The 19,113-nt window shown below is 60.0% G+C and carries 24 protein-coding genes and 1 pseudogene; 2 read left to right on the forward strand and 23 right to left on the reverse strand.

Annotation, left to right across the window (positions count from 1 at the left end):
• Positions 1-23 precede the first annotated feature (23 nt).
• The 16 genes and pseudogenes from ACZ2G3_RS19655 to ACZ2G3_RS19730 all read right to left on the reverse strand — a co-directional run bounded on the left by ACZ2G3_RS19655 (position 24) and on the right by ACZ2G3_RS19730 (position 14,571).
• Positions 24-1,055: an IS110 family RNA-guided transposase gene (locus ACZ2G3_RS19655; protein ID WP_470400049.1), complete on the reverse strand. Its 1,032-nt coding sequence runs from the start codon at positions 1,053-1,055 to the stop codon at positions 24-26.
• 452 nt (positions 1,056-1,507) lie between these two features.
• Positions 1,508-1,969 carry a hypothetical protein gene (locus ACZ2G3_RS19660; protein ID WP_419270915.1) on the reverse strand — a complete coding sequence of 154 codons (462 nt, stop codon included), beginning with the start codon at positions 1,967-1,969 and terminating at the stop codon, positions 1,508-1,510.
• The gene (locus tag ACZ2G3_RS19665) at positions 1,966-2,658 is read right to left on the reverse strand and encodes a hypothetical protein (RefSeq protein WP_419270917.1); all 693 of its coding nucleotides are present in this window, start codon (positions 2,656-2,658) and stop codon (positions 1,966-1,968) included. The genes ACZ2G3_RS19660 and ACZ2G3_RS19665 overlap by 4 nt, the downstream gene beginning before the upstream one ends.
• Positions 2,659-2,720: 62 nt before the next feature.
• The gene (locus ACZ2G3_RS19670) at positions 2,721-3,269 is read right to left on the reverse strand and encodes a hypothetical protein (RefSeq protein WP_419270919.1); all 549 of its coding nucleotides are present in this window, start codon (positions 3,267-3,269) and stop codon (positions 2,721-2,723) included.
• An 878-nt stretch (positions 3,270-4,147) separates the two neighbouring features.
• The gene (locus tag ACZ2G3_RS19675; protein WP_419270920.1) at positions 4,148-4,555 is read right to left on the reverse strand and encodes a hypothetical protein; all 408 of its coding nucleotides are present in this window, start codon (positions 4,553-4,555) and stop codon (positions 4,148-4,150) included.
• A 249-nt stretch (positions 4,556-4,804) separates the two neighbouring features.
• Positions 4,805-5,356 (reverse strand): single-stranded DNA-binding protein, encoded by a 552-nt coding sequence (ssb, locus tag ACZ2G3_RS19680; protein WP_419270955.1) that lies wholly within the window; start codon positions 5,354-5,356, stop codon positions 4,805-4,807.
• 337 nt (positions 5,357-5,693) lie between these two features.
• Positions 5,694-7,664, reverse strand: a complete 1,971-nt coding sequence (locus ACZ2G3_RS19685; RefSeq protein ID WP_470400051.1) for a ParB/RepB/Spo0J family partition protein — start codon at positions 7,662-7,664, stop codon at positions 5,694-5,696.
• Entirely contained in the window at positions 7,567-7,980 is a 414-nt protein-coding gene (locus ACZ2G3_RS19690; RefSeq protein WP_419270923.1) for a hypothetical protein, read from the reverse strand. Before ACZ2G3_RS19690 ends, ACZ2G3_RS19685 begins: the two co-directional genes overlap by 98 nt.
• Positions 7,981-8,400: 420 nt before the next feature.
• Positions 8,401-8,691, reverse strand: a complete 291-nt coding sequence (locus ACZ2G3_RS19695; RefSeq protein ID WP_419270925.1) for a hypothetical protein — start codon at positions 8,689-8,691, stop codon at positions 8,401-8,403.
• On the reverse strand, positions 8,688-9,179 hold the full coding sequence (locus ACZ2G3_RS19700) for a hypothetical protein (protein ID WP_419270927.1): 492 nt from the start codon (positions 9,177-9,179) through the stop codon (positions 8,688-8,690). The genes ACZ2G3_RS19695 and ACZ2G3_RS19700 overlap by 4 nt, the downstream gene beginning before the upstream one ends.
• Positions 9,180-9,569: 390 nt before the next feature.
• A complete protein-coding gene (locus tag ACZ2G3_RS19705; protein ID WP_470400054.1) occupies positions 9,570-10,040 on the reverse strand; it encodes a hypothetical protein in 471 nt (156 codons plus the stop codon).
• Positions 10,041-10,189: 149 nt separating this feature from the next.
• Positions 10,190-10,567: pseudogene (locus tag ACZ2G3_RS19710) on the reverse strand (VOC family protein); the annotation flags it as partial.
• A gap of 676 nt (positions 10,568-11,243) precedes the next feature.
• Positions 11,244-11,675 carry a hypothetical protein gene (locus tag ACZ2G3_RS19715; protein WP_419270930.1) on the reverse strand — a complete coding sequence of 144 codons (432 nt, stop codon included), beginning with the start codon at positions 11,673-11,675 and terminating at the stop codon, positions 11,244-11,246.
• A gap of 32 nt (positions 11,676-11,707) precedes the next feature.
• Positions 11,708-11,968 carry a hypothetical protein gene (locus tag ACZ2G3_RS19720; RefSeq protein ID WP_419270932.1) on the reverse strand — a complete coding sequence of 87 codons (261 nt, stop codon included), beginning with the start codon at positions 11,966-11,968 and terminating at the stop codon, positions 11,708-11,710.
• Between the two features lie 78 nt (positions 11,969-12,046).
• Positions 12,047-13,549, reverse strand: coding sequence for a DUF4942 domain-containing protein (locus tag ACZ2G3_RS19725; RefSeq protein ID WP_419270934.1), 1,503 nt, complete (start codon positions 13,547-13,549; stop codon positions 12,047-12,049).
• A gap of 665 nt (positions 13,550-14,214) precedes the next feature.
• Positions 14,215-14,571, reverse strand: coding sequence for a hypothetical protein (locus ACZ2G3_RS19730; protein WP_419270936.1), 357 nt, complete (start codon positions 14,569-14,571; stop codon positions 14,215-14,217).
• Positions 14,572-14,870: 299 nt separating this feature from the next.
• On the opposite strand from ACZ2G3_RS19730, the gene ACZ2G3_RS19735 reads away from it, so the two are divergent.
• Together ACZ2G3_RS19735 and ACZ2G3_RS19740 are read left to right on the forward strand one after the other, a co-directional pair.
• Complete coding sequence (locus tag ACZ2G3_RS19735; RefSeq protein ID WP_419270937.1) at positions 14,871-15,305, forward strand: hypothetical protein; 435 nt, start codon at positions 14,871-14,873, stop codon at positions 15,303-15,305.
• 78 nt (positions 15,306-15,383) lie between these two features.
• Positions 15,384-15,590 carry a hypothetical protein gene (locus tag ACZ2G3_RS19740; RefSeq protein ID WP_419270938.1) on the forward strand — a complete coding sequence of 69 codons (207 nt, stop codon included), beginning with the start codon at positions 15,384-15,386 and terminating at the stop codon, positions 15,588-15,590.
• Positions 15,591-15,600: 10 nt separating this feature from the next.
• Here ACZ2G3_RS19740 and ACZ2G3_RS19745 read toward each other — a convergent pair whose 3' ends face one another.
• The 7 genes from ACZ2G3_RS19745 to ACZ2G3_RS19775 all read right to left on the reverse strand — a co-directional run bounded on the left by ACZ2G3_RS19745 (position 15,601) and on the right by ACZ2G3_RS19775 (position 18,993).
• Complete coding sequence (locus ACZ2G3_RS19745; RefSeq protein WP_470400057.1) at positions 15,601-15,918, reverse strand: hypothetical protein; 318 nt, start codon at positions 15,916-15,918, stop codon at positions 15,601-15,603.
• A gap of 182 nt (positions 15,919-16,100) precedes the next feature.
• Entirely contained in the window at positions 16,101-17,009 is a 909-nt protein-coding gene (locus ACZ2G3_RS19750) for an endonuclease/exonuclease/phosphatase family protein (protein WP_419270942.1), read from the reverse strand.
• Between the two features lie 2 nt (positions 17,010-17,011).
• Positions 17,012-17,614 carry a hypothetical protein gene (locus ACZ2G3_RS19755; protein WP_419270943.1) on the reverse strand — a complete coding sequence of 201 codons (603 nt, stop codon included), beginning with the start codon at positions 17,612-17,614 and terminating at the stop codon, positions 17,012-17,014.
• A gap of 49 nt (positions 17,615-17,663) precedes the next feature.
• Positions 17,664-17,885 (reverse strand): hypothetical protein, encoded by a 222-nt coding sequence (locus tag ACZ2G3_RS19760; protein ID WP_419270945.1) that lies wholly within the window; start codon positions 17,883-17,885, stop codon positions 17,664-17,666.
• 14 nt (positions 17,886-17,899) lie between these two features.
• Positions 17,900-18,097 carry a hypothetical protein gene (locus tag ACZ2G3_RS19765; protein ID WP_419270946.1) on the reverse strand — a complete coding sequence of 66 codons (198 nt, stop codon included), beginning with the start codon at positions 18,095-18,097 and terminating at the stop codon, positions 17,900-17,902.
• Between the two features lie 46 nt (positions 18,098-18,143).
• Complete coding sequence (locus ACZ2G3_RS19770; RefSeq protein WP_419270948.1) at positions 18,144-18,779, reverse strand: acyl-homoserine-lactone synthase; 636 nt, start codon at positions 18,777-18,779, stop codon at positions 18,144-18,146.
• Positions 18,769-18,993 (reverse strand): hypothetical protein, encoded by a 225-nt coding sequence (locus ACZ2G3_RS19775; protein ID WP_419270950.1) that lies wholly within the window; start codon positions 18,991-18,993, stop codon positions 18,769-18,771. The genes ACZ2G3_RS19770 and ACZ2G3_RS19775 overlap by 11 nt, the downstream gene beginning before the upstream one ends.
• Between the last annotated feature and the right edge of the window lie 120 nt (positions 18,994-19,113).

Here is a 19,113-nt window from a genome sequence, read left to right on the forward strand (position 1 = left end):
TATCCGTCGAAGCCTGATCTCGATTATGCCGCCATTCTTTCGAGTGGTCGACTGTAAATTCCGCCGGACACCATCAGGCGCCAGGCAATACGCGCGAACTTGTTGGCCAGTGCCACGGCGACCAGCTTTGGCGGCTTGCGTTCAAGTAGCGCCGCGACCCAGGCCGTAGGTTTGTGCCGACCAGCCCTGATGTGTCTGGGCAATGCTGTGGCTCCCACGACCAGAACAGAGCGAAGCGCCGCATCACCAGCCTTCGTGATGCCGCCATACCGCATTCGCCCGCCCGTCGAGTGATGCCTCGGCGTCAGCCCGATCCAGGCGGCAAAGTCGCGTCCGGATCTGAAGCTCTCTGCGGGCGGGGTTTTCATGCTGAGCATTGCTGCCCCGATTGGTCCGATGCCGGGGATCGTTGCGATGCGCCGGCTGACCTCATTCTGGCGATGCCATTTCATGAGCCTGGCTTCGATCTCTTCCAGGCGCGCCTCTACCGCTGAGTATTCTTTCGCCTGAAAGCGGAAGAGATCGCGCGCCAGCTCAGGCAACGTATCATCGCTGAGCACTTGGCGGATCAGGGCATTGACGTTCTGCCGCCCGGCAGCGCCCACAATGCCGAACTCCGCGGCATAGCTACGAAAGGCATTGGAAAGCTGCGACTTGACGCTGACCAGACGCTCCCGAACTGTCATCAACATACAGGCTGCTTGTTGTTCCTTTGATTTCATGGGCACGAAACGCATGCTCGGACGGGTCACCGCCTCGCACAGAGCCTCGGCATCCGCGGCATCATTTTTCCCGCGCTTCACATATGGCTTCACATACTGGGGAGGTATCAGCTTCACGTCGTGACCGAACGACGTGAGCAACCGGGCCCAGTGGTGCGAACTGCCGCAGGACTCGATTGCGACAAGTGCAGGCGGAAGCTTCTCAAAGTAACGGATCATCTCCGATCGACGAAACTGCCGCCGAACAACGACCTCTTCATCAGCGGCAACCCCATGCAACTGAAAAACGGATTTCGCCGTATCCATGCCGATACGGACAGGTGTGATCTTCATCGCGCTCTCCTCTCATCTGGCTGTTGAAGGCAAAATCGTAACACAGGTGGGATGAGGAGCCGTCCACACCAGCACATTGCTATATCTCGATTGCGCTTTGGTTGTGCCTGGCAGCATTGCCCGGAACGTTCCAGGAGCGCTACTCTTCACAACAACAGCTATGGAATGCGATGGAGGGGGTATGAGATCCGCTGACGGTCTCACAACCGACTGGTTCGAGTTGGTTAGCGCTGGCGCCACCGGCGATCTGCCGGTGAAACGCGTGTGGATGGATCCGGGCGAACTGTCCGCCCGGGAAGGGTCCATCATCTGCGACGAAGAGGGGGATTGGCGGATTGAGCATGTGGGCCGCGCGATCGGCGACGGCGCGGCCGGGGTCCGGCATCCGGTTTATCTCAGGGCCATCTGCAGCCAAGTGGATGTGGCGCCGTGCCTGGACTTCCGCGGAGAACCTATCCTTGATCCCGCAGATAGTCCTCAGGCTGATCGTAGGTGCTGAGGCCGAGACCGAAGCAGTAGGCCGTGAAGAAGCCTGACCAGAAGACCTCGCGTGAGCCATTGAGCATCCGCCGGCCGATCGTTGGGTCGATGCCGTTGATGAGCCAGCCAGCTGCGCGGTTCTTTTCGTTGTTCAGGTAGGCGGCGGCGTCTATCAGCAGCCGCAGGTGGCGGGGATCCGGAGGCATGTCTGCCGGACCGCGATACCGGCGCAGCTCGACCATGACCTGCTCTACCTGGTCGTCGCCCACAGACGCGAGATGGCTTGACGGATCGAACTCCTTCCATCCGCCCGCGGCCTCGATCGCCAATGCTGCGCGGATGCCCGTGTCGATCTCTGTCTCTCTGAACTTCATGAACCTCTGTTCCTGTTGGGTGGTAGATAACTGTGCGGGCTGCAGGATGGTCGCAGTCATCTGCTGACCCTCCGCATGCCTTCGGTAACTGTAACTGTGGTATGGTCCTCGTCGACATGAACCACGACGGGTTGTCCCCCCCCATCTCTCACAACGGTCAGGCGGACGCCAACATCCCCGGCCTCATAGTGTAGGCTGTAACCCTGAGCATGCTGGAGCCGGATCGTGCGCCCGAGGCTGACGAGTTCAAGATCGTCACGGAGCAGGACGCTCAAGCGCTCGGGACCGGGCAGGCGGCCCCACAGGGCTTGCAGGATGGGGGAGCGGGGCCCGACCCACTCCATCTTCCCGAGGTCTACATAGCCATGGCTCTTGCACCTCGGGCATTCCTGTGTGGTCCCGATTACCGAGGCCTGGACCTGCCACACGTGGGAGCAGGCTTCGCAGGCCAGCTTGAGCTTCAGGACATTCGGCATGCCGTGACGGTCATGTGGGAGGGTCCTGAAATCTGGAATGACATCTAACCTGTCCCTGAAGCTGATCATCCCGGCAAGGGTGTCAACCAACTGGTCGACGCGGACCAGCTGCTGGCTGTTGTCGACCTCCTCGGCCGGCGCCAGGACATACTCGGCATCCTCGAAGGTGCCGAAGGCCCCGTCTGCGTGTCTGAAGAGGAGCTGGGTCAGGTTGCCGTTATCGTCTCGCTGCACCTTCATGCAGACGCAGAAGTCGTTCGTCTCGGTTGTCATCTTGAAGGTCCTTGCGGGCCATTCCTTGCCGCCGGTCTCGCTGGCGGCAAGGAATGGGGCATTCAGAGGGTGAAGCTGCTGCCGTCGGGGTCCTTGACCTCGACCCGCGCGAAGATCGACAGGAACGGAACTCCACGAATGGTGCGTCTGTCCCAGAGCCTGACAGCCCTGATCACGTTGCGAAGGCAACTTGCTTCAAAGGTTTCCACATGGGTCCAATCGCCCTCGGTCCGAATGATCGTGTAAACCTGACACTCGGGATCGAGCCGCGCGGCCATCTGCGGGATTGCGACATGGTGGAGGTACCACTCGGCTTCCTCGGCTGCCTGTGCGGCAGCTTGCGCCAGTTCGCGGTCTGACAAGTGGTTGTTGCTGTCCGCGATCTCGTGCCAGCTGACATCCAGCCAGTCAGTGCCGAAGGCGCTGCAAATGGCCAGGCGAAGGTCGCTGTCTTTCGCGGCCCGGCGCATGATGGCTGTCAGAACCATGTCGCGGTCGTCGCCGGACAGGTAGGTGCATCTCGCCGCCGCGACATCTGACGCGACAATCAGTCGGCTGGCGTGAAAGACACGGGATCGGAAGGCGCGCTTGCGCTCCTGGATCGTGGGCATTGCTGTCTCCTGTGACATTGGCAGCGGCCACTCGCTGCACGTCAAGAAATAGCACAAAGACAAGCTTTTTCAACGAATTGATCTAATATACTCTCATTGGGATTAGGTCAGAATAGAAAAAGCCTCCCCCGAGATTCCAGGAGAGGCTTTGACTGGTCGTTCTGCATTCGCGCCGGTTGGATGCCGGCCAAAGCTCTGGCGGTTCGTTTGGGCCACTCACCAGTAAGGCCACCCATGAGTATTCAATGCCACGCGCCTACCGGCCCGATAAGCTAATCCTAGCCCGTGTCTCTGCCCGGTCAACGACAACATCTCGCTGAACAATCCCGAGATAAGGCAAAGCCCGGAGAGACTTCACACAGTAGCGTCCGGGCAGACGAGACCGCAGGGTTGTTCAATGGCTGAGGGCTCAGCGCCACACGAGAGTGGGCGCTGGAACGACCATGATGTGATCCGGCTTGCTGCACGTCTTGCCATCACGAATGGTGCCTTCCGAGACAGGAACACCGTCAGCGGTCATGCAGACTTTCGTCAGATCGTGTCCGTTCTTAGCAGCTGCACTGGTGCTGGCAGTGCTGGGGCTATCAGTTGCGGTGCAGCCCGCTGTCAAAGCCACAAGAGCGGCAGCAAGAGTTGAAATCTTAATGCGCAATGTCCTCGTCCAATAGAAGTGCAGGAGCTTTGCCGTGGTAAAGGCGCAAGTTCAACCGGCGGTTTACCGGCCCGGGGGAAACTTCTGGAAGCGTTCACGCGAAGGCGTCGAAGTCATGCTGCTGAATGTGCGCAACGTCGCGGTCAGCCAGCCGGTCCTGGGCTTGCAGTTCATCGCGGATCTCCTGCCAGGTCTCGGGCAGATCGCCGGTTGCCTCGGCTGTCTTCTAGATCTGCCGGTAGTGTTTCAGCAGATGTGCGTGGGCCAGCTGGTCACTGGCGAACACCGCAACGTCGGTTGGTACGTTGTCCTCGCAGACAACAATGCTGGTCACGTTCATGGTCGCTCCTTTCGGTTCAGATTGGTTAAGCCGGTGGCTGGTATCGAGCGTCTGCCACCACTCCCGTGCGTGTCGGGCGGCAACGGGAAGATCAGCGCGTGGAAAGACAACGCAATAGCCATCGCTCTCTTGGGCGTTCTCGAAGGACAGGTCAGGATCGCCGTCGAGTGCCTGCCAGACATCTGCCTCCGCAATCATTAGGTCGCCCACGAAGGCTGTGTTCGCGCGGGGATGCCTCTCCCCAAGAAGAAGCCCCGTGCCCTCGACCACGTTGACTTTCGCTTCGTTGTGCATGCTTCGCTCTCCTGGTGGCTCGGGTGATGGGCGGGCCTGTTTCTGGCCCGCTGACGTTTCTGGTTATGCCGAAGGGGGGGAGTCGCTCTGCTGCCAGCAGGGCGACAGCGGGTGATCGCGCGTCAGGGGAACCGGATCGCGCATCCCCTGACGCTTCCGCCGAAGCTCCTCCCGCAGTCTCACGCCGATCAGGTAGCAGGCGATCTGGCGGCGCGTCATGAACTTGACCATCGCTCTCGCGCTCCGCCGTCAGAGCAGGACGCAGGGCGCGAAGGGGATCTCGTCGTCATAATCCGACCGGCCCCCATAGCCGCCAGCTTGGCTGCCGCCGCGCCCGCCATGCTCGCCTGCGCTTCCGGCATCACTCCTGTTGCCGTTGCTCCTGCCGCCACCATAGTCGCCGCTGCCGTTACTCTGGCCGCGCCCGCCATTGCCACCATTGCTGTCACTCCGGGGATCGAGCATCTGGAGGGTGCCTCGGAAGGGGCGCAGCACAATCTCGGTGCTGTAGCGATCCTGGCCGGACTGGTCCTGCCATTTGCGGGTTTCGAGCTGTCCCTCGATGTAGACCTTGCTGCCTTTTTTCAGGAAATCCTCGCAGACTTTCACCAGCCCCTCGGCCTGGATGGCAACCGTGTGCCATTCGGTCTTTTCGCGGCGTTCGCCGGAATTGCGGTCCTTCCATGTGTCCGAGGTGGCAATGCGCAGGTTGGCTACCTTGCCCCCGTTCTGGAAGCTTCGCAGTTCGGGGTCCTGTCCCAAATTACCAATCAGAATGACCTTGTTGACGCTACCCGCCATATCCTTTTCCTTCCGGTGCTGTGCCGGATGCAGCCGCAGGGCCGCTTCGAGACGTTGGTGGAGCGGGGCGGCTCCTGTGCCTTCTGGCGCTGGACGCGCCTTTCCCCATGCGCTCAAACTACCACGGCCAAGTTGCAAAACAATGTGAAAAGCCATTTGAAACAAGGGAATAGCTATCCGATCCTCAAGCGGATCAGAGGCTTGTCGCAGTGACGTTCCGCCCGATGGGGCGGAGCGCCAAGAATGTCGTTGCCGAAGCGGGTGGGGTGTCGGGTGAAGACATGCAAAAAGGGCGGCGCTGACGCCGCCCCTCTGACGGGCGCCCTCTGGTCTGGGATCAGAGGCAGTCGGGAACCCACGCGGCAATGCGCTTCCGGCCTTCCTCGTCCAGCCCCCAGATCGCCTGCACCTTTTCGTCTGCGAACAGATCTTCCAGCCCCTCGGCCTTCCCCGACTTCTTCTGGTTGCAGAAGGTTTGCACCCGCTTGTCGTCGCGCCCAAGGCCGGTCAGTTCCATCAGCAGTTCGTCCAGGTGGTCGGACTTCATGCGCCCGAAAAAGTCTGTCTTGGTGGGGGTCCAGACAGCCCGCAGATCGGCTCCGGACAGATCGGCCACCTTGCCGAACAACTCGTTGCTGCGGTGGGGCATGAGCCGCGCGAGGCCGACAGCCAGCACCTGATCACGATGTTTCTTGCCCTTGGCGCGGAATGCCTCGAAGGCTTCGACCCGTTCCGCTTCTGCCAGCCAGCGGCTCGACTTTTCCGCGCCTTCAAGGATCGGATCTGGGGTCAGACCGTCTGCCTTTTCCGGCACGATCTTGGCTTGCGTCGGAGCAATGTCGAAGATGCTGCCATAGCCCTCGGTCGAAAGCTGGAAGGCCAGCAGATCGAGTTGAAGATCAAGATCGCGCGCCAGTGCGCCTTGCACCGCATGCAGCTGCAAGGTGTGAAGGTCGGCCAGCAGAGAGTTGCTGTAGCGGGCGGCAGGCGCATCGGCCATGTCCGCTTGACGCGTGACGGTGCTGGCCGCGTGGCCCGTCAGAACACCCGTCTCAACCGCTACCTTCTGATCCTCCTTCCTGATCCACGGCCCGCTGGCCGACAGGACGCCGTTGCTGACAAAGATGAACAGACCCGCAATCTGGCGCTGCGCGTCGGAATAGTCGCCGTTCAGCTTCCCTTGGAGGCTGTCAAACTCGGCTTGCCCTGCCTCGTCCAGCGCCTCGCTCTCTGCTAGTTGAGCCAATTCGTCGTAGCGTTCGGCTTCTTCTTCGGACAGATCGCCCTCGACCTTGTAGACCCGCTGCATCTTCTCGGTCAGTTGGTAGCTTGCATAGGAACTCTCCAGAACCTCGAACCACTTCCAGCCTTGCGCATACGCTTGCGCTTCGGCCTGCACCTTTTCGGTATAGAGGTGGTTCAGCACGTCCTCGTCATGCAGCGCCACGTCCTCGCTGAACAGGTCGCGGGTCAGGGTGCCACCTGCCGCCTCATAGGCGTCCAGCCCGACAAACTTTACGCGGCTGTCGGTGGCTTTGATCGCATCGGGCAGGAGCATCGAGCGCAGGTAATGGGGAGTGGTATCACGACCGCGCACATGATCCAGAACCTCAAGGGCAAGGGTCTTGTCCTTTGCCAAGGTGAAGACCGCAGCGGTGTTGAGAGAAATCTGACGCGCCTTGAGAGCGTCCAGAACCTCAGAAGGAAGATCGGCCAGCGCCATGCGGCGATAGACGTGCTGCTCGGTGACGCCAAAGGTACGGGCAACCTCGCCCACGGTCGCGCCGGTATCGCGCAGCTGCGCAAAGGCACGGATTTCATCGGCAGGATCGAGGGCTTCCCGGGCCACGTTCTCCACGCTGGCCCATGCGATTGCCACGTCTCTGCTGGTGGTGACGCGCACAGGGATTTCGACCAGTTCGGGGTGGCGCGTCCCGGCTTCGGGATCGCGTTCCAGCGCCAGCTTGATCGCCCGCAAGCGCCGACCGCCGCCGACGATGCCGACGCGCCCGTCATTGTCCAGATGCCCCGCAAGCGATTGGATCAGGCCAACGCTGGCAATGCTCTGGGCCAGCATGTCGATGCCTTCGCTGTTCACGTCCTGACGGGGGTTGAGGGGCGAGACATAGAGCATGTCGAGGGCGAAGTGGCTGACGGCTGCGGCGGTCAGATCGAGGTCCTGGAAGTCTTTCATCTTGCTCTCCATCGGGTCAGATAATGCCAGCAGCTTCGAGAAAGCCGGTGCGCAGTGCGTCAATCGGGTGGTGGTCGGCCAAATTGGCATAGGCTTCGGGGTCGTCGGGAACATTGCCGTCCCGTTCGATTGCCTCCCACATCAGTTCCGCCAGCCGACTGCCGAATGCTTCCGCCTCCTTGGCACTCGTCCGCTCAAAGGCGTCGTGATATGAGAGACCATTGATCCGCGCGCGCTGCGTGAGCCGAAAAAGGGTCTGTCCCGCTTCGTTCGGGCAGATGATCCCCGCCGTGCGGCACAACTCAGTTCCGTCATTGGACTGGCCCAGAATGTACCAGACCGCGTTCGGGGCATCGCTGCCTGTCAGCACGTCGCCCGCATAGGGCGAGATTTGCAGGACCGACAGGTTGTCGGGCAGTTCGAGTAACATGGGCGCTCCTGTGCTTTTTGTGGCCCTCATGGCCTTTCCCATGTCTCGAAATTAGCGGTTTCGCAGCCTCTGGAAAAGCTAAAAACCGTTACTTATCAAGATATTGAGATCTGAACATTTCCGAGCTTCGACCCCGGAGCGCGAGGATTCTTCACAAGATGGCAGGTTTCTTCGCCAGCCCGCTCAGCGCTCGGAGCGCTGCCGGTGCAGCGTCGAGCGACGGATGCTGGCCCTCCATCGTAGCCGCCCCAACCTGCCGGAAACAAAGAGAGGGCGCGGTTTCCCGCACCCCCTTCTCATGGCCGTTTCTTGGTGCTCGACAATTAGGCAGCGCAATATCAGGCGAAACATCCTGCCGTTCCTGCCTTAGCCACCGAATTGTCCACAAGATATGTGGATACTTTGCCCCTCGCGCGTCGATCAGTGTGCCCACTGCCTCCGGCCATACTTGCGGCCGCAAATTGTGATCCTGTTCTGGTCGTCGAGAGGAGCCCGCTTCTGGACCATCTCGCCCAAGGCGTTCAGGGCGTAGACGCAACAGTCGGTGTCGCCGAAGGCATAGATTTGGAAGCACCACACGCCCGCGCCTCCTTCGCGGCTCTGGAAGTAGCCGTGGAAGTTCCGGCATTGCCAATTCCCGCGCCACCAGACGGCGCCGTGCCGCGCCATGTCCTCGGGGGGCGTCTCGAAGAGATGCTTCTGGGCGCTCACTGGAATGCCCCTACGATCCGGCAAAGTCGATTGATCTCGCTCTGGCTGAGCGGGTCGAACGCGCCTGCATCAGTAGCGATGATCGTCTCCTGCAGGTATCCGGCGGGGCTCATTCGCTGCCACAAGCGGAGTGCCGCGAGCATGATGGCACGGGTGCGTGCATCGAAGGCCAGCATTGCCAGATCGGGATGGCCCGACAGGTCGAAAGGCTCCGACAGGTGAAGGAAGTCTTCGCCGCTCTCACTGAGGACCTGGTATGCGTCCTGCCAGTCGGCCGGCATCTTGCCCTTATCAGCTGTCCAGCGATCAGCGCACCACTTTTGCAGCCAGGCGTCACGGGCCACCCTGGAGAAGAACCGCTCGAAGCTGATCCCTTCCTTCGTGTCCTGCATGACGATCCAAAGATGCAACCTGGGACGGGTCAGCGACGCGCTGGCCACAGCGCTGGTCTGGGCGGGATCGTCAACGGTCTGGGCATCATGGTGCATGGCAAGCTCCTCTGCTTTGCGCGCCCCTGTGGGCGCTTTCCATGACCTGAGGCTACACACGGCGGTCGCAACCGGAAGAGCGAAAAGCTAGTGGAAACAGTATATTGCTTCCTGACATTCAACGAGATGCGACACTGTGGCGACTTGGGGAAGCTGCTGCTCACCGCCGTGACTGCCGAGTGATTAGAAGCTCCACGGCGGCCTAAGTCGTTTAGGCGGCGATAGCTCGATCGAGCGCGATACAAGAGATCGCAGGAAGGAACTCGACAGTCAGCGTGCGCTTGAAGGTCGCCGCGAAGAGTCCGTTACAGACCCTCGCTAGGTCATGCGATTGCGTTAAGGCAGGGGATCGCAGAAGCAGTCTTACGGGCTAAGCATCCGAACGTGATGCTACTTGCTTTCCATGACGTATAGGCAGCCAAGCCGAACATCCGTTCCCTGATACTTGAGGTCTCTGCCCGTTCTTTCGATCGGTTCATCTCCTTGACTGTCAAAGATGACGAGGCACTCCGGCATCACTTCGTTAACCACCGTATAATGTATGACGTCTCGCTCCTCTTCTGGATCAAATGCCTCCGCACCCGGATCCACAAGAGAAACGATGACGGGTCCAGCTCCATCTTGGAGTAATTGCTCCAGCTTTCCGAAAAGATCATCAGAGGCATTATAATCTGCGTCTGGAAAGAAAGAACAATCTCGCCAGCTTAGCGCCTCTAAAAGCTCGAGATAGTCTTTTTCTCCGATCCCGAAGCATATCGCCTGTGCAAGGTCCCAGTCTCTGGTAGATTGCATGAACATCAAAGCTAAGCGGAAGGGGATCGCTGCTTGGTCTAGGCTGCCTATCTCTTCGCGAATATACATCGCGTTTATTGCTGCATAAGTCCCGCACATAAAGTCGAGGTTTCCCTGCTGGAGCGGAAACTGTTTTTGGTCCACAGGGCATCTCCTCATGAAAGCTATGGGGACGAATATGGCAGTGGTTGTGACTAAACAAGCAAGTCGCAGCATTTGGGGCTGCGCACCATGTGCCCGTCGCGCGGCGGGCGGTTGATGGTGACGCTCGCGTCCATCAGCGTCTGGCACATCTCGTAGATGTTGCCGACGCGATAGGCCAGGTGGCCGAAATGGCGGCTGTCCGAAGGCAAGCCCTCGTCGCCGCCCCAGTTCCAGGTCAGTTCCACCGGGCATTCCGGCTGGCCTTTCGCCGTCCCAGTTCCAAAGCAGTTCATCAGGCATTGGGCTGGCCCGGCGGCGCCATGAAGACCAGGCTGAAGCGGCCCTTTCGTTGTCGATGCGGCGCGTCTCCTCCAGCCCCAGCAGGCAAGAGAATTCCATCGTACGGTCCAGGTCCTTCACGCGGCCATCGTGTGCAGATAGCGGATGTTCATGGACATATCCCGTCTTTGCGGGTGCAGACTGTCACGGCCGTGCCCAACGGAAACAGGCTGCGGGGCGCGGGTTTCAGGGGTGCATATGCCGGTTGTCCGGTGGCGGATGTTGACTTAGGACAAGGGTACCGCACCCCCAGAAAGGACCCTGCGCCATGCCCCTCACGCCCGACCAACACCCCGAGAACGGAAAGGAACTGCGTTGACTGAAGACCAGATGATGCTGCTGTTGACAGCGGTACATTTGCTCGTTGCCTTCCTCGCTTTAGTGAAGGGCAACTAGCCTGGTCGAGAACTGGACGACCCCGCAGTGCTACGAACACCACGGGGCCAAACCCGAACAGGGCTGTCTTGGTAAGACGTGTCCAGTATAATCGACCCATGAAAAAATGGAAGTCCCGGTCAACAGGCTGGGGCTTCTACTGATACGTGCGGATTTTCGACGCCTAGGCTGTTCATGCCAGCAGGGCAGTAAATGCAGATAGTCTACGAAGTGCGCTGACATGCACGTCAATCTCCCTGCTGCGCCGATTGGTGCAACTCAGCCCGAGGGCCTGGCGGTGGGGACTGCGCAGACGGCCGCCGCCGTCAAGTCATGCCTCCGTGTCCAGTAAGAAGCTTCGCCGAAGCGGGACCAATTGAACCTTCGGCGCATAAGGAGAGGCGTGGCCTCGCTCTACTCGCCATCAAAGTCCGAGATCCGGTGCCCGTGCGGGTTTCGCGCCACTAAGTCGAAAGGCAAGGCATCGAGGGTGAAGCGTCCGACGGCATAACCGTGAAGAAAGTCCAGAAGGAATACCGGATCCGCGGGATATGGGGCACAGTTCCAGGCGTGGCGCAGGACGGCCGCCTCGTTCGCTGAAAAGGCTGACAGCCGCCGTCGTGCCTCGATCCACTTGCTAGCTCTGTAGGCGCGGCTCCGGACCTCTGACGCGGCCCAAGCAAGTGCACGAGCCTCCATCACATCGTTTTCGGCCGGCTGCTCGGCCGCGATCTGCTCAGCGAAGAGAGGCAGGGCGTTCCGCTCGCGTTGCTGCTTGCGGCGCAGTGCCGCCCTTTTGCGCGCAGTATCGGTGAACTCGTGTCGGGCTTGTCGCTTGAAGCGCATGGCGTCCTCCGTTCGCTGCCAGGGGCGGGCCGTCAGATTTCGAAGGTGGCGAGCTTGTAGCCGCGGCGCGGCTCCATGCTGCTCGACTTGAACGGGGCGCCGTTCTTGCGGGCGGTGTTGAATTCCACCCGGTCGCGGAAAGCGTTGGCTTTTCCGAACTGGACGCTCACGCAATGGCGCAGATCGCCGAAGGCCCATCGGTGCAGCTTTGCGAACCGGTCATCGGGATGCATGTCTGCCAGCTCGCCCATGATGTCCTCGGTCAGATTGCGGATGATAAAGGTTGCCTTCATGGCTTGATCCTCATGTGCATAGGGGAGGGGGGACCCGCGCTTCGGCGGGCCCAATCAGGCGATTTTTCGGGAGACCGCTCAGCTGCGCTTCTTGAGCTTCAGGATTGTCGTGTTGATCATCGTGCCGCTCGTCTCGAACGATCCGGCAGGCAGGTCGCGCCAGCTGAAGCTGGCGCATTCCCGCTCAAGCCAGCGGTGAAAGCGGGCATGTTTGGGGCTTTCGCCAAGTTCGGCCGTGACGGGCAGGATCGCGACAAGGACGCCGCCCGGCTTCAGATGGTCGAGTGCCTGGGTGACACGGGCCATGAAGTGTGTTCCGGCGAAGGGCGGATTGCACACGACCGCATCATAGACCGGCAGAGCGGGGCGGCTCAGGAAGTTGTCGACCGTGACAGTGCAAAAGTCTCCTTCATGGTGACGCAACTGCGCGGCCCGGCTCGGGTGGATCTCGATGGCGTCAACGCTCACGTCGCTTTCGCTCAGCCGGTATTCCTCATACCGGTTCTCTCCCCGCTTCGCGATCTCCCTGCGGATGGCGCGAATGAGCGCGCCGGTGCCGGCGGAGGGCTCGAGAATTTTCATGCCGCGCCAAAGGTAGATCTGATCGACCAGACGATCCGCCGCGTCGTCAGGTGTGGGGTAGTAAGCAAGATCCTTCGATGGAAGATTTGCGTGACGTTCGCGGAAGGTACCGCAATCCATATCGGCCGGCGCCGCATCAGGAACGACCTCGCCGTAATATTCCGCCAGAGCCAGATTAACGCGCTCGGCAGGGACCTTCTTCAGGTGAACGTGAGCGTTGCCGTTGAGGTAAACCTTCACCTTTACATAGTCACATTCGAACTCAATTCGCTTCGGGCCGTAGGTTCTGCCTTGCAGGCTGTCGAGTTGCTGGACCAGGTAACCAGGCCGATCCGGCAAGCCCAGAACCTTGCGCAAGCACCGGTCGACGTCGTTCAGGAGAGTCGCGCCCCCGCAATGGCGGTCGAAACCGCCGGAGTAGCCTGTGATCCTTTCGATGATGATGCGTGATCCCACCTTGAAGGCGTCGTGCGACTTGAAGCGCCTGTCGAGGTTGGAGAAGACATTTGCCATCCCGCGCAAGAACATCGTGCGCCGGTTGCTGAACAGCGTCTCGAATGTCGCCTTCAGGTTCTCCGGGCTGACCTCCGGCACTTCCGATGCAAGCTGGCTGTGAAACTCCTGGAGGGCCTGGTGATCCATCCACTGTTCAACGCCCGCTTCCTTGATGAGCGCTTGCCAGATGTCGGTGTCTGCGGCCTTGCGGAAGGCCTCGACCGCCTTGCTTGCGTCAAAGCTGTCGTTGAACAAGTTGCTGTAGTGAGGGTTCTCCCGGTGCGAGTAGCGGTAGGTGTAGCCTTCCGACCGGGTGACAAGCTGAACGCTGGCAACTGCCTTCATCACCCGCTGATAGGCGGCGGCAAGCTCACCTGCGGCCTCTTCGACCAGCGCCAGCGCGTCGTTGCGCTGCGCCATGATGTAGTCGCTGCGGTTGGCGATCGAGGGCAGGGTGTCGCCCGCCTCGGGGATGTTGAAATCGCCATGCTTGGAAAGGGTCATTCTCGGCTCCTGTGCCCGGTGTTGCGCCCTGTGGCGCTTAGCAAGGTCAAGCTACCGCGCCCGCCGAGATCAGGAAAGATATAAACCTCTGTTTATATTCGGAAAAACATTCTGATAGTCAGCAGGATGATCGACTATCTCCGTGAGTGTCAGCGCCTTTTGCTCGCCGCTCATAAAAAGACACCTGGTCGGATCGCCGCTTTGTGCGGTGACATCAGAGGAGGTCCGGCCCGGCCTGAAGAGCGGGCGGGCATGCCCGCTCTCGACCCCTTTTGCACCACGATGCCGCCAGCGCGGCTCAGCAGGCTCTCTTGGCTGGGTCTGCCTAAGGTGAAGCGTTAGTCAGCTTCCTCCCATCTGTCGGCTGCCGATAGGATCGCATCTTTGCGTGACATGCGGTCCCTCCTAGCTGTTCGTGGCGGACCGCGCCCGGGCACCCGCCACCCAGTGGCGCGCGGCCTCGTCGGCTGACGATCCTCGCCCTTCGACACCGAAGCCAAAGACAATCTGACTGGCAGCATTTCCGCTGCGGCCGAAACCGCAGTTCGCGTGGCTCATCCGGGCCCAGATCGCAGCCCATGGATCAGCGCAATCGACTGCTGCCAACGCCGCAGAAAGTCCCTCGCAGGGTTGCGGGTCGAAGAGGTCGCGCATTCCCCGTCCCCTCATGTCCTGGCCGCCTTTGCCTGCGCGCGCACGGTCCGGGCTGTCCAGTCCCTGATCAGGGCCGACCAGGTGATCCGGCGGGCAAGGGGCAGGCATGCGGCAATCTCCGCCGGCGCAGTGAGGTTCATGAGGTGCTGCATGATCCGTACTTCTATCACGCGCTTCGCGTGGCTCTGCTCGCTGCCATAGAGGGAAGACATGCCGCGGATCAGCGGATGCGGGGAAGGTTCGAGGGAGAGTGCAACCTGCAGGGCTGCGGATGCTGTTCTCGCCTCCTGTACCTGATTTGCCCAAGAATTAAGCCGGCTTACATGCTGCTTTTTCTGCTGGTCGATAAAGAACGCTCCGCCGTCCATAGCGTATTCCTTTGTTCTGCTTGTTTCAGAGTGCTTTCAGCCTAGAACAAGGGGCGGGGCGTTCAACAGAATTAACATGCTGATAATCAATGAGAAAAACAACACATCAGGCAAGATCAGTGACCTTTTTTCTAGCCAGTGGCGAGATACAGAAGTCGTAAAAGAAGAAAAAACCGGATGATGATTCAACCGCAAGACGAATAAAAATAAATGCCTGAAACCTCTACAAGGTCAGGTTGCGCCATTAGCTGATCACGGGCATTTCAGAAGAAGTGATCGGTTGCCCAGGAGAAGTCTGAATGTCTTTTGTTGAGATCAAGCATCGACCGGAGCTTGTCTTTTCCAAGATATGCGATGGGCACTGCGTCTATGCGAATGTCGCCGCGACGGCCTGTCGCCTGTCGAGCAGCCAGGAGACTGCCGGCATGACGGCAGTTGCGGATCGCCTCTTCAACATGCTGGACCAGCTTTACGCAGGCACGATCGCCCCTGAAGGTATCATCAGGACAATTGGCGAGCTGTTTCCTGAGGAGAGCGCAAATGAACATGCGATCCGTGGCATGTTCCGCTATGCTCTGGATGTCGACATGTTGGCAGAAGGCAGGCTGGCCGAACTGAGCGAAGATCGGCGGCGACAGTTTGTCCAGATGACCTGTGATCTGGCGCAGCAGGGCCTTTATCCCGCGAGCATCTGGACCGATCACTTCCTGGCGTCCCAGGTTGCTGCTGAGTAGCGCTCAAGAGATGAGATTCGTTATCTTGGATTTTGGCACGGCGACTTGCAAAGATGGTCGGGAGAAGGAGAAATCGCCATGATCAAAACCCGACTGAGAAGCTTCCTCCTGAGAACAGCCGCATCGGCCAATCAAACTCTCGGCCAGATGATCTTTACGGTTGCCGGCCTGACGCTTCTTTTTGCGAGCATCAACAGTTTCACCCTGCTGTTTCTGGTCACTCTCGCAACCGCTGTCGGCCTTGCCTGGACCTATCGCGACGATCTGAGGTCCACGGGCGAGTAAGCCTTCCGGTTCAGATCACGTCGGCCGGTTTCCACTGCCCTGCAAGGATCACGACAGGGCCGTAAAGCCTGTTGCCCCCGAACTCCGGCCACGCGCCGCGCCAGCGCTCGGTGGCCTGCAGGTTCACAGCCTGGTCGCCGCGCTCATTGGCGTTGCAGTAGGCCACGCACGGCTGAATGCCCTTGGCGGTGACATAGCAATCAAAGAGCGGCACCAGCTGAATATGCCCGCCCATGGCCTTCTGAAGCATCTTCAGGTCAGGACGGCGCTCGATCTGCTGGACCTGCATTCTTCCATCCACCGGGATGATGATCAGATGACCGGGCATGGCTCTCGCTCCTGCATTTCCCTCATTCTGGCAGAGCCAAGCTTTGCGGCCTGCTTCAGTCGAGGCTAGAAAAATCATGGCACTCGGCAAGGCTGAAAAGCCCGCGGATATTTCCGGGGCAGGGGGTTTTTCATCTGAGAACCCGTGGGGTCGCCTCATGCGGGTCATGAGGCAAAGCGCGATCAGAACGAGTACCTGACGACGTTCGGGCAATGGTCCGAAGGCCAGTTCTCGAAAGGGCCGGTGAAGGCGTGTTCGTAGGCATCGACATCCCGGGTGAGATCCGCCAGCGCGTTGGACGCAAGCTGGTAGTCGATAGCTTCTTCGCCCCTGAGCGAGCATTTCGAAGCGCCGCTGTGGGAGATGACCCGGAGCCCGAGGGCGGCGTTGAAGCTGAGCGTGTTCATGACGGCATCGCCCGGTTCTGACAGACGACGGTTGAAGTCGCCGCCGATCAGGATCGGAACGCCGCCCTTGTCCTGCTCTCGCGCATAGGCGGCAAGGTAAGGGATCTGCTGAAAGAGGGTCGTGCAGGCGTCACCCTCGCTGCCGTCCTGACAGCCCGCCTTCAAATGCACGTTCACGATCTCAACCGGCTGCGAATTGAGCATCGCCGTGACCGAGACGCCATGGCGCAGCCCACCGTTTCCTGTCACGTCCACGAAACTCAGATCGCGGGTGTCACTGATCGGGATGCGCCGCTTGACCGCGGTCACGGTCCTCTGCATCGTCCGTTCGCCACCTTCGTTGGCGCATTTGCCAGCTTGCAGATGATCCGGCCGGTTTTCCATTTGGAACTGCCAGGTGCTGGTATCCATCACGCGCGCCAGGGATCCAACCGTGTCGACCTCCTGAAACAGCCACACATTGGCATCAACCGCATTGATGATGTTTCTGATCTCGTCATAGTGGGCTTGGCTGCGGGGCTTGCAGCCCATGCCGTCCTCCTCGGTAAAGTGTTCGAGGTTCCAGCTCGCTACCGTCAGCTGCTCAGCATGCGCCTGACTGGCAAGCAGAGCTGCGGAAACGGCAAAAAAAATATCGCGCATGATCTCTCCAATCGTACGCGACACTATGAACTCGCCGGTCAAGATCAGGAACGGGTTGGGCGGATGCTGGACATGATGTGCGCGCTCGACAGCGCCTCGTAGCGGGACCTGAAGGCGGCACAGTCCAAGCCTTCCGCAGAGGCAATAACGGCCGATGAAGCGGCATGGGTCACCTTCACGGTGATCGATCTCCGGCCAGACAGATGCCGCGTCACCGCCAGCTCGTAGCCATAATGTTTCATCGCCCAAGTCGCCGCCCGCCGGCGCCAGGTGAGGGCGTTCAAATGGCAGGTGGGAGACAGCACCTCAAGGATGTTCGGCGGGCATTTGTGCTGATCAGGGTTCATCGTCTCGTGCAGAACCGAGATATTGAAATTGCCCGGCGCATCACTGCTCTCGACAATCTGGGCGATGAACGCCTCGACCTGTCGGGAGCCGGCGCCAGTCGCGTCAACGGCAACGGCACAGAAGACGGTCCAGGTGCTGCCTGAGGCATCATCTTCCTTCACGGTGATGCACCTGACGGTCTCAGCGTACAGCCCGTTCTCGTTCAGCGGTTCAAGGATATGGCGGACGCCGAGGGCGCTGGCTTGCGAGGGTTCGAGGGTGCCGCTGCTGGCGGCGGTGATGGCAGGATAGACAGGCATCTGGGTGTCCGAAGATAAGAATATTAATGTTGTCGATCGGGGGCCGGCATCAATTCGAGGCCCTCACGATGTGCTTGGGCAGGCGCGCGAGCCCGAGGAACTGGCGGTGATTGCCCACGAGCGGCGGCAGGAAGATCCCGCCTTCCCGGATCTCCAAGGCGATAACTCCGTCCTCATCGGCGTAGACGTCGAAGTATTCCCGCAGTGTCTCAACCATATCGCGGGTGAACTCGGCCGTCCCAAGATGTTGCCCTTTGAGTTTCAGATGCATGGTCACATGGCACCTTATTTGATGTAGTTGAGTGCAGCAGGCAGGGAGGCAATACCCAGAAGCTCCTGGCGACCGTCCGATCCGGCCATCCACAGCGCGTTGTCGCGGAACTCTACCTTCACGGTACCATCCGAGGTGGCGATGCTGTCGAAGCGATCAAGCAGTGCCTCAATCATGTCTTTCGTCAACTCGGCCTTTGCGGTCTCGCTCATTCGTCTTGCGGCAAGCATGGAAATTCTCCCTGAAAAAAGTTGCTCTTTATTGAGGCCGGCGAACCGGGCATTCGATGACCTGAAAACGGCCATCGGCATTCCCGGTCACGGGCCCAAGCTGGTGCGCTGGCCATTTCCAGGTCTTTGCCATCCGCAGGAAGGCCGGGGACCCCAGGAACATGACCGATGCTGCTCCTTTCTGGGCCAGGAACTCATTGGTCGCCTGCAGGATGAGGCGGGTGATGTCCTTCGGGCCGTTGACCACCATCCGGGTAAGTTCCCAGATGTTCTCGTCCATCGGCGGAACCTTGTTGCAGAGGTTCTTCGGCAGGCCAGGCAAGATGCCGAGGCAAGCATCCCGGATCATGTAGGAGTAGCGGATATGACCACCGCCGCTGCGTTGATCGGTGCGGCGCAGGCGCGCTCCGCCCACAACCTCATCTCCGCAGGTCGCCACGACGTAGGTGGTGTCGAAGCTGTCATATTGCTCGAATTCCAGGTCGTCGACATGGAACAGAGGCCACTCCAGGCGGTCGATGAAGACCTCCTTGCGCAGCTTCAAATAGCTGCTGACCAGGTGCCAATGCGGGATGCCTTCAGGATACTGGATGATCCTGACCTCGTAATCCGAGGGTGCCTCGGCCTTGAAAACGGTCTTGAACTTCTGCTTTTCAATCAGCATCGCCTGAAACGTCCTCGCTGTCGCCAATGAACATCCGGACGCCTTGGGACGTGACGCCCCAGACACCCCGATCGGAGATCTGGATGATGACCCGCTCGCCGTCGCGCGCGTGCGCGCACATGCGGGCCAGGTCCTCCGCCATGTCGGCAGTAATCTCTGCCGAGGCGAGGACGTTCAGCTGCCTGGCATCTCCCTGATCCTGCATGGTCGCCATGGCTGACTATGGTCTCCGTCCGATCTCTAAGAATCGGCCTAATTGGCATTCGGAGCGATTGACAGCAGGCTGGCTAAAAGTGCAGTACTTTTGGGTAGGCACTTGACAAAGCGAATTTTC

This window comes from Paracoccus sp. KKT209 (assembly GCF_055635455.1).

Coding starts and splice junctions, on each gene's coding strand:
- ACZ2G3_RS19655 (WP_470400049.1), bottom strand. CDS start 1,055: ATGAAGATCACACCTGTCCGTATCGGCATGGATACGGCGAAATCCGTT.
- ACZ2G3_RS19660 (WP_419270915.1), bottom strand. CDS start 1,969: ATGACTGCGACCATCCTGCAGCCCGCACAGTTATCTACCACCCAACAG.
- ACZ2G3_RS19665 (WP_419270917.1), bottom strand. CDS start 2,658: ATGACAACCGAGACGAACGACTTCTGCGTCTGCATGAAGGTGCAGCGA.
- ACZ2G3_RS19670 (WP_419270919.1), bottom strand. CDS start 3,269: ATGCCCACGATCCAGGAGCGCAAGCGCGCCTTCCGATCCCGTGTCTTT.
- ACZ2G3_RS19675 (WP_419270920.1), bottom strand. CDS start 4,555: ATGCACAACGAAGCGAAAGTCAACGTGGTCGAGGGCACGGGGCTTCTT.
- ssb (WP_419270955.1), bottom strand. CDS start 5,356: ATGGCGGGTAGCGTCAACAAGGTCATTCTGATTGGTAATTTGGGACAG.
- ACZ2G3_RS19685 (WP_470400051.1), bottom strand. CDS start 7,664: ATGTTCCCGACGACCCCGAAGCCTATGCCAATTTGGCCGACCACCACC.
- ACZ2G3_RS19690 (WP_419270923.1), bottom strand. CDS start 7,980: ATGTTACTCGAACTGCCCGACAACCTGTCGGTCCTGCAAATCTCGCCC.
- ACZ2G3_RS19700 (WP_419270927.1), bottom strand. CDS start 9,179: ATGCACCATGATGCCCAGACCGTTGACGATCCCGCCCAGACCAGCGCT.
- ACZ2G3_RS19705 (WP_470400054.1), bottom strand. CDS start 10,040: ATGTATATTCGCGAAGAGATAGGCAGCCTAGACCAAGCAGCGATCCCC.
- ACZ2G3_RS19715 (WP_419270930.1), bottom strand. CDS start 11,675: ATGCGCTTCAAGCGACAAGCCCGACACGAGTTCACCGATACTGCGCGC.
- ACZ2G3_RS19720 (WP_419270932.1), bottom strand. CDS start 11,968: ATGAAGGCAACCTTTATCATCCGCAATCTGACCGAGGACATCATGGGC.
- ACZ2G3_RS19725 (WP_419270934.1), bottom strand. CDS start 13,549: ATGACCCTTTCCAAGCATGGCGATTTCAACATCCCCGAGGCGGGCGAC.
- ACZ2G3_RS19730 (WP_419270936.1), bottom strand. CDS start 14,571: ATGGACGGCGGAGCGTTCTTTATCGACCAGCAGAAAAAGCAGCATGTA.
- ACZ2G3_RS19735 (WP_419270937.1), top strand. CDS start 14,871: ATGTCTTTTGTTGAGATCAAGCATCGACCGGAGCTTGTCTTTTCCAAG.
- ACZ2G3_RS19740 (WP_419270938.1), top strand. CDS start 15,384: ATGATCAAAACCCGACTGAGAAGCTTCCTCCTGAGAACAGCCGCATCG.
- ACZ2G3_RS19745 (WP_470400057.1), bottom strand. CDS start 15,918: ATGCCCGGTCATCTGATCATCATCCCGGTGGATGGAAGAATGCAGGTC.
- ACZ2G3_RS19755 (WP_419270943.1), bottom strand. CDS start 17,614: ATGCCTGTCTATCCTGCCATCACCGCCGCCAGCAGCGGCACCCTCGAA.
- ACZ2G3_RS19760 (WP_419270945.1), bottom strand. CDS start 17,885: ATGCATCTGAAACTCAAAGGGCAACATCTTGGGACGGCCGAGTTCACC.
- ACZ2G3_RS19765 (WP_419270946.1), bottom strand. CDS start 18,097: ATGAGCGAGACCGCAAAGGCCGAGTTGACGAAAGACATGATTGAGGCA.
- ACZ2G3_RS19770 (WP_419270948.1), bottom strand. CDS start 18,779: ATGCTGATTGAAAAGCAGAAGTTCAAGACCGTTTTCAAGGCCGAGGCA.
- ACZ2G3_RS19775 (WP_419270950.1), bottom strand. CDS start 18,993: ATGGCGACCATGCAGGATCAGGGAGATGCCAGGCAGCTGAACGTCCTC.